Origin of the sequence: Empedobacter sp. UBA2044, assembly GCF_002333005.1 — a bacterium.
GTDB classification, from domain to species: domain Bacteria; phylum Bacteroidota; class Bacteroidia; order Flavobacteriales; family Weeksellaceae; genus Empedobacter; species Empedobacter falsenii_B.
Window position 1 is genome coordinate 1 of record NZ_DDBA01000048.1, and the last position, 6,437, is coordinate 6,437.

General features: G+C 30.9%; 6 protein-coding genes. 3 read left to right on the forward strand and 3 right to left on the reverse strand.

The genetic code is table 11. The features are described 5' to 3' along the window. Positions 1–60 precede the first annotated feature (60 nt). On the reverse strand, positions 61–552 hold the full coding sequence (locus tag B4E59_RS08375; RefSeq protein ID WP_219035263.1) for a septal ring lytic transglycosylase RlpA family protein: 492 nt from the start codon (positions 550–552) through the stop codon (positions 61–63). A 247-nt stretch (positions 553–799) separates the two neighbouring features. Further along, positions 800–2,746 (reverse strand): DNA primase, encoded by a 1,947-nt coding sequence (dnaG, locus tag B4E59_RS08380; RefSeq protein WP_125349737.1) that lies wholly within the window; start codon positions 2,744–2,746, stop codon positions 800–802. 165 nt (positions 2,747–2,911) lie between these two features. On the opposite strand from dnaG, the gene B4E59_RS08385 reads away from it, so the two are divergent. The 3 genes from B4E59_RS08385 to sucD all read left to right on the forward strand — a co-directional run bounded on the left by B4E59_RS08385 (position 2,912) and on the right by sucD (position 5,746). Continuing rightward, complete coding sequence (locus B4E59_RS08385) at positions 2,912–3,694, forward strand: META domain-containing protein (protein ID WP_291047033.1); 783 nt, start codon at positions 2,912–2,914, stop codon at positions 3,692–3,694. An 88-nt stretch (positions 3,695–3,782) separates the two neighbouring features. Continuing rightward, positions 3,783–4,709, forward strand: a complete 927-nt coding sequence (locus B4E59_RS08390) for a UDP-3-O-(3-hydroxymyristoyl)glucosamine N-acyltransferase (protein WP_291052467.1) — start codon at positions 3,783–3,785, stop codon at positions 4,707–4,709. Positions 4,710–4,876: 167 nt separating this feature from the next. Further along, entirely contained in the window at positions 4,877–5,746 is an 870-nt protein-coding gene (sucD, locus tag B4E59_RS08395) for a succinate--CoA ligase subunit alpha (protein ID WP_280035736.1), read from the forward strand. Between the two features lie 106 nt (positions 5,747–5,852). Here the strand turns inward: sucD and B4E59_RS08400 are convergent, their stop codons facing one another. Then, on the reverse strand, positions 5,853–6,329 hold the full coding sequence (locus B4E59_RS08400; RefSeq protein ID WP_291047031.1) for a hypothetical protein: 477 nt from the start codon (positions 6,327–6,329) through the stop codon (positions 5,853–5,855). Positions 6,330–6,437: the final 108 nt, after the last annotated feature.

The following is a 6,437-nucleotide window of genomic DNA, read 5'->3' on the forward strand; positions in this document are numbered from 1 at the left end:
AAAAAAGAAAAGGATTGAACAATGTTCAATCCTTTTCTTTTTTAATATCTAAAAATTGTTTTACTCTACAACTTCCATTTCTACGTTTAATGTTCCCGCATTAATAGAACCTATAGAAGTAAACGCTGCTTTACTCAAATCCAATAAACGAGATTTTGTATGTGGTCCTCTATCGTTTATTTTTACAACAACAGATTTTCCGTTATTTGTATTGGTTACTTTGACTTTTGTACCGAATGGTAAAGTTTTGTGGGCTGCAGTTAAGTTATTTTTGTTATATAACTCGCCACTAGAAGTTTTTTTACCGTGAAATTTATCAGCATACCATGATACAATTCCACTTACTTTTTTTCCAGCTTTTTCAACAATTTCCGAAATCGCAGTGTTATCTGTTTTATTAAAATCTGAAAATTTATTGATTAAATTAAGTTTCAAATTTTTAGTTATAGTAACTGGTAACGGATTTTCTATTGAAAAGTTTGATTTTCCTTTAGCTTGAGCCATTGGGATAATCATCAGCATTACTAATAATGTTAAAATATTCTTTGTCATTCTTTAGTTCTTTCTGAATCTTTATCTAAAATAAGCATAATAGATTTTGTTTGTACATGCATAGTTTTTTCTAATGATTTTCAGAAAATAAAAGAGACCTAAATGTCTATGTTTAGTAGCTTTAGAAAGAATTGTTAACAATAAGTTAAAAATATAGTCACTTATTAAAATTTTTAAGAACTATTTGTAATTTTTATGTAAATATTTATTAGTCAGTTAGTTGTGATTTTAATCAGTAAATGTTAAATTAAATGACGCGATTAAGATGTTGATTTAAGATATTTTTTAATCCAGTAAAACGCATAATTTGTTGAAGAATTTGATTCGTTTCTTCAATTGATAATTCAGGATTTTTTGTTTGATGCATCAATTCTTTAATCATATTATCTATGTAAATAATTTTGAAGCGAAGTAAAACATCAAATAAATCTTTGTGCACAAATTCTTCTTTTTTCTTAATGTTGATGCCTTGTTTTACTGTCCAGTTTTCACTCAAATTATGTTTTTCCAACATCATTTCTGAAGCAAGCTGTACAATTTCTGGATTGGTTAATCGCGAAAAATAAGTTCCTGTTCGCAATTCATCATTTCTCAAACCAACTTTCACTTCTTCTAAAATAGATTGATAAAGTGGATTACTCAAACTCAACTCGTTTTCATCAAATTGAGAAATAATTTCTTGGTTAACCGTTGTTTTATATAGCTCGTTGTTCTCGTTCTTCAAATCAACTTCCAAATCACCAAATTGCATAATTAGCTTAATGATTTCATTTTCTACAGTTTGTTGAACATTAATTACTTCTTTTGTAGAAGCAACAACCGAAATAGAAGGTTTTTTCGTTCGCGAATTATCTGTAATATGAGAAGACGAAGAAGTTGATTTATCGGCAGAATTTTGCAATTGAGCCAATTCTTTGAACAAAACCTCTTCTCGAATTTCCATAATTTTAGAAGTTTCTGCAATGTAAACCTCCTGCTTGATAATATTCGGAATAAGTGAAATCGATTTGACAATTTCTCTAATTAATTCCGCTTTTTTGATAGGATCATTCTTCGCATCTTCCAACAAAACATTTGCCTTAAAACGAATGAAATCGGAGGCATTTTCTTTTATATACGCTTCGATTTCTGTTGTCGAATGTTTTTTCGCAAACGAATCCGGATCTTCGCCCTCTGGTAACAATAGAATTTTGACATTCATTTCTTGTTCCAAAATCATATCAATTCCGCGAAAAGAAGCTTTGATACCAGCATTATCGCCATCGTACATCACAATGATGTTCTCTGTCAAACGTTTTATCAAACGAATTTGCTCATTTGTAAGTGCTGTTCCAGAACTCGCCACCACATTTTGTATTCCAGCTTGATGCAGAGACAAAACATCTGTATAACCTTCAACCAAAAAACATTGATCGGCTTTTATAATGTGTTGCTTTGCCTGAAATAATCCGTAAAGCGTTTTACTTTTATGGTAAATTTTATTTTCGGGAGAGTTTAAATATTTAGCAGCTTTGGCATCATTTCGCAAAATTCGTCCACCAAAACCTAATGTTCTACCAGAAAAACTATAAATAGGAAACATAACACGTTCGCGAAACTTATCATATTTCTTATTATCTTCTTTGAAAGTTGCTAAACCAGCTTCTTCAATTAATTCTTTTGAATAACCATTTTTTAAAGCATATTCAGCAAAAGCATCCCATTGTTTTGGCGAATAACCAAGTTCAAATTTATCGATAGTTTCTTTGGTGAAACCACGTTCACGGAAATAACTCAGACCAATTAAATTTCCTTCTTCCGAATTATGCAATTGATTAGTGAAGAATTTCTTCGCAAAATCAGTCAAGATATATAAACTTTCTCGGTCTTTTTCTTCTTGTTGTTGCTCAAAAGTATATTCACCATCTTCTTCAATCTCGATGTTATAACGTTTTGCCAGCCATCGCAACGCTTCTGGATAAGTAAATTGTTCAACTTCCATCAAAAAAGTCACAACATTTCCACCTCTTCCAGAAGAAAAATCTTTCCAGATTTGTTTGGCAGGCGAAACAACAAAAGAAGGTGTCTTTTCATTACCAAAAGGCGAGAGTCCTTTTAAGCTAGAACCTGCACGTTTTAGGGTAACAAAATCACCAACAACTTCTTCTACACGAGCTGTTTCGAAAATTATATCTATCGTTCTTTGAGAAATCAAATTGAATTATTTTTTGAAAATTATATAAACAAATTATTTCTCAAAATTAAAACAAATTCTTTACTTGGCTTCATCTTTTCAAAACCTTTGTAGAAACGAATTTTAACATTTTTGAGATTTTGGTATGATATTCGTATATTAGACTGAAACTTGAAATTAAATTTGATGAAATCAACACTTTTAAAAATATCTTTTGCAGCAATTTTAGCAACAGGATTTTTAACATCTTGTTCTACTGTTAATAACGTGATTGGTAATACTGAAAACACAAATGATAACTCTATTTTAGGGAAATGGGAGTTGAGCCAAATTAATTTTATGAAGGCAGGTACTATTGCAGAAGCTTATCCAATAGGAACACCTTATCTTAATTTTGTTTCAAATAGTATGTTAAATGCTTCGGATGGTTGTAACACTATGAATGGAGGAGTTACAATTTCTGGAAATGAAATAACTTTTGGTAATATGATGTCTACGATGAAAGCTTGTCAAAATGTAGAAGATTCTAATTTCAGTTCAAAATTAAATGGAAAATTAAAATATTCTATTTCAGATAATAAATTATTATTAATCCAAGGTGATATTGTCATCATGACTTTTGTTCGTCCTGGTACTTTAGCAGGCTCTTGGGAATTAGAAGAATTTATTGGTAAAGATAGAAGTGCAAAATCATTAGATGATCGTTTCCCAAATCAAAAACCTACATTAACATTCCAAAATAACAAAGTTTCTGGTAATGATGGATGTAATAATTTGACAGGAGCTTATGTAGCGGTTGGTAATTCATTGACTGTAAAAAACATCGCAACTACGCGTATGGCTTGTCAAGGAGTAGATTCTGATGCTTTTGGAGAGCGTTTTAACAATGTAAACAAATACGAAATTATAGACGGAAAATTAGTTTTGTTTGCTAATGATGTTAAAACAATGGTTTTCAAGAAAAAATAATGAAATTCAATTCATAAATCATTAAAGCTGTCATTTTTTGACAGCTTTTTTATTTTTATATTTGTAGACTTTTTAAAAGGAGAGAAAGATGAAATTTCCACAAACACATCAATTAAAAGATATAGCATCAATTATCGATGCAAAATTTATTGGAGACGAAAATTTTCCAGTAGAAGGAATCAATGAAATTCACCGTGTAGAAGCGGGAGATATAGTTTTTGTTGATCATCCAAAATATTATGATAAAGCGTTACAATCGAATGCTACAATTGTTTTGATAAACAAAGAAGTTGATTGTCCAGAAGGAAAAGCTTTGTTGATTTCTGATGATCCTTTCCGTGATTTTGTCAAAATTGGACAACATTTTATGGCGTTTGAAGCTGCTACAAAACAAATTTCTGATTCTGCAGAAATAGGTGAAAGAACAATTATTCAGCCAGGCGCATTTATAGGAAATCATGTCAAAATTGGAAAAAATTGTGTGATTCATTCTAATGTTTCAATCAATGATTATGCAATTATCGGAGATAATGTAATTATTCGTTCGGGAACAGTTTTAGGAGCTGATGCATTTTACTACAAAAACCGCGAAACAGGTTTTGATCGTTTAAAATCTGTCGGAAATGTTATCATCGAAAATAATGTAGAAATTGGTGCGAATTGTACGATAGATAGAGGAGTTTCTGCTTCTACAATTATTGGTGAAGGAACAATAATGGATAATTTAATTCAGATTGGTCACGATACAATTATTGGTAAAAAATGTTTGATTGCTTCGCAAGTTGGAATTGCTGGTTGTGTAAATGTAGAAGACGAAGTTTCTATTTGGGGACAAGTTGGGATTACAAGTGGTGTAACAATCGGTACAAAAGCGGTATTATTAGCACAAGCAGGAGTTAGTAAATCTCTGGAAGGAGGAAAAACATATTTTGGTTATCCAGCTGAAGAGGCTCGAGGATTGTATAAAAAAATGGCTGTCACAGAGATAATGGTTCGCGATTACAAGAGAAAATAAAATTATCTATAGAAAATATTTTATAGCCGACCGTTTGGTCGGCTTTTTTTATGATAAATATCTTATCCTTTTTTGTCCTGTTCCAATAAAGATTTAGTGTATTTTTTACATTGAATATTTTTTAAAATGCAAAACTCCTTTTATATTTGTGTAAATTAAAAATCACAATGTCTGTATTAGTAAACAAAGATTCAAAAATAATCGTTCAAGGTTTCACAGGGAAAGAAGGAACTTTTCATGCTGAGCAAATGATTGAATATGGAACACAAGTAGTAGGTGGTGTAACTCCAGGGAAAGGAGGACAAACTCACTTAGGGTTACCAATTTTTAACACAGTAAAAGATGCTGTTGATCAAGCAGGAGCAGACGTTTCTATTATTTTCGTTCCACCAGCATTCGCTGCTGACGCTGTAATGGAAGCTGCAGAAGCAGGTATCAAAGTAATTATCTGTATTACAGAAGGTATTCCAGTAGAAGATATGGTAAAAGTACAAGCGTATGTTGATCAAAGAGATGTAACATTAATCGGGCCTAACTGTCCTGGTGTTATCACTTCTGAGGAAGCAAAAGTTGGTATTATGCCAGGTTTCATTTTCAAAAAAGGTAAAGTTGGTATCGTTTCTAAATCAGGAACTTTAACTTACGAAGCTGCTGACCAAGTTGTAAAAGCTGGTTACGGAATTTCTACAGCAATCGGAATTGGAGGAGACCCAATTATTGGAACTACAACGAAAGAAGCTGTTGAATTATTTATGAATGACCCAGAAACTGAGTGTATCGTAATGATTGGTGAAATTGGTGGACAATTAGAAGCTGAGGCTGCTCGTTGGATTAAAGTAAATGGAACTAAACCAGTTGTAGGATTTATTGCAGGACAAACTGCACCAAAAGGTCGTACAATGGGACACGCTGGAGCTATCGTTGGTGGAGCTGATGATACAGCACAAGCTAAAATGGCAATTATGGAAGAATGTGGAATCCACGTTGTTGCATCTCCTGCTGATATTGGAGCTACAGTTGCAAAAGTTTTAGGATAAGAATATTCTTAATCAAAATAGTAAAGGAACTCAAATTTGAGTTCCTTTTTTTATTTTAAAATTCTTGTTATGTTATAAATATTATATGTAATAAATCCAACTAATACTACTCCTCCAAACATAAATAATAAATCGAATTGGCTTCGAAATTTATTTGAGGATATTCTTTTAATTTAAAGATTAAATATTCTTTTCGATTTTTTCTTTTTCCACTAAAATCTATTTCTGGTTGATAAGCCATATGACCTTTAATGGTTTTGTATTCTTGTATTTTATCAGGATGATAATTTTCTATGCTAAAAGATAAAATAAATATTATTAAAGAGGAGAAAGTCAATGATGTAATTATAATATATTCTTTTTCTACAAAACTTATTTCAAAATCTTCATTCTTTTTTATTTCAGGATAATTAGTTTTTAAATAAGATAGAATCTCATCAAACACATATTTATTATGAACTTCTTTAATACGACAAACTATTTTATTATCAGCATACAATTGAATTAATTGTCCATTAGATTTCTTTTTATAAGAATCTTTATATTCACCGTTTGTAATACTATAGCTTGTGAAAGCTATCACTTTCTTATATACTAAATTAGTATAAATAAGTCTGTTGTTATTAAATTCATAAGACTCTTTACTATTACTAATTATAAAATAAAGTTGAATGTGTAATCTTCCCTAAAA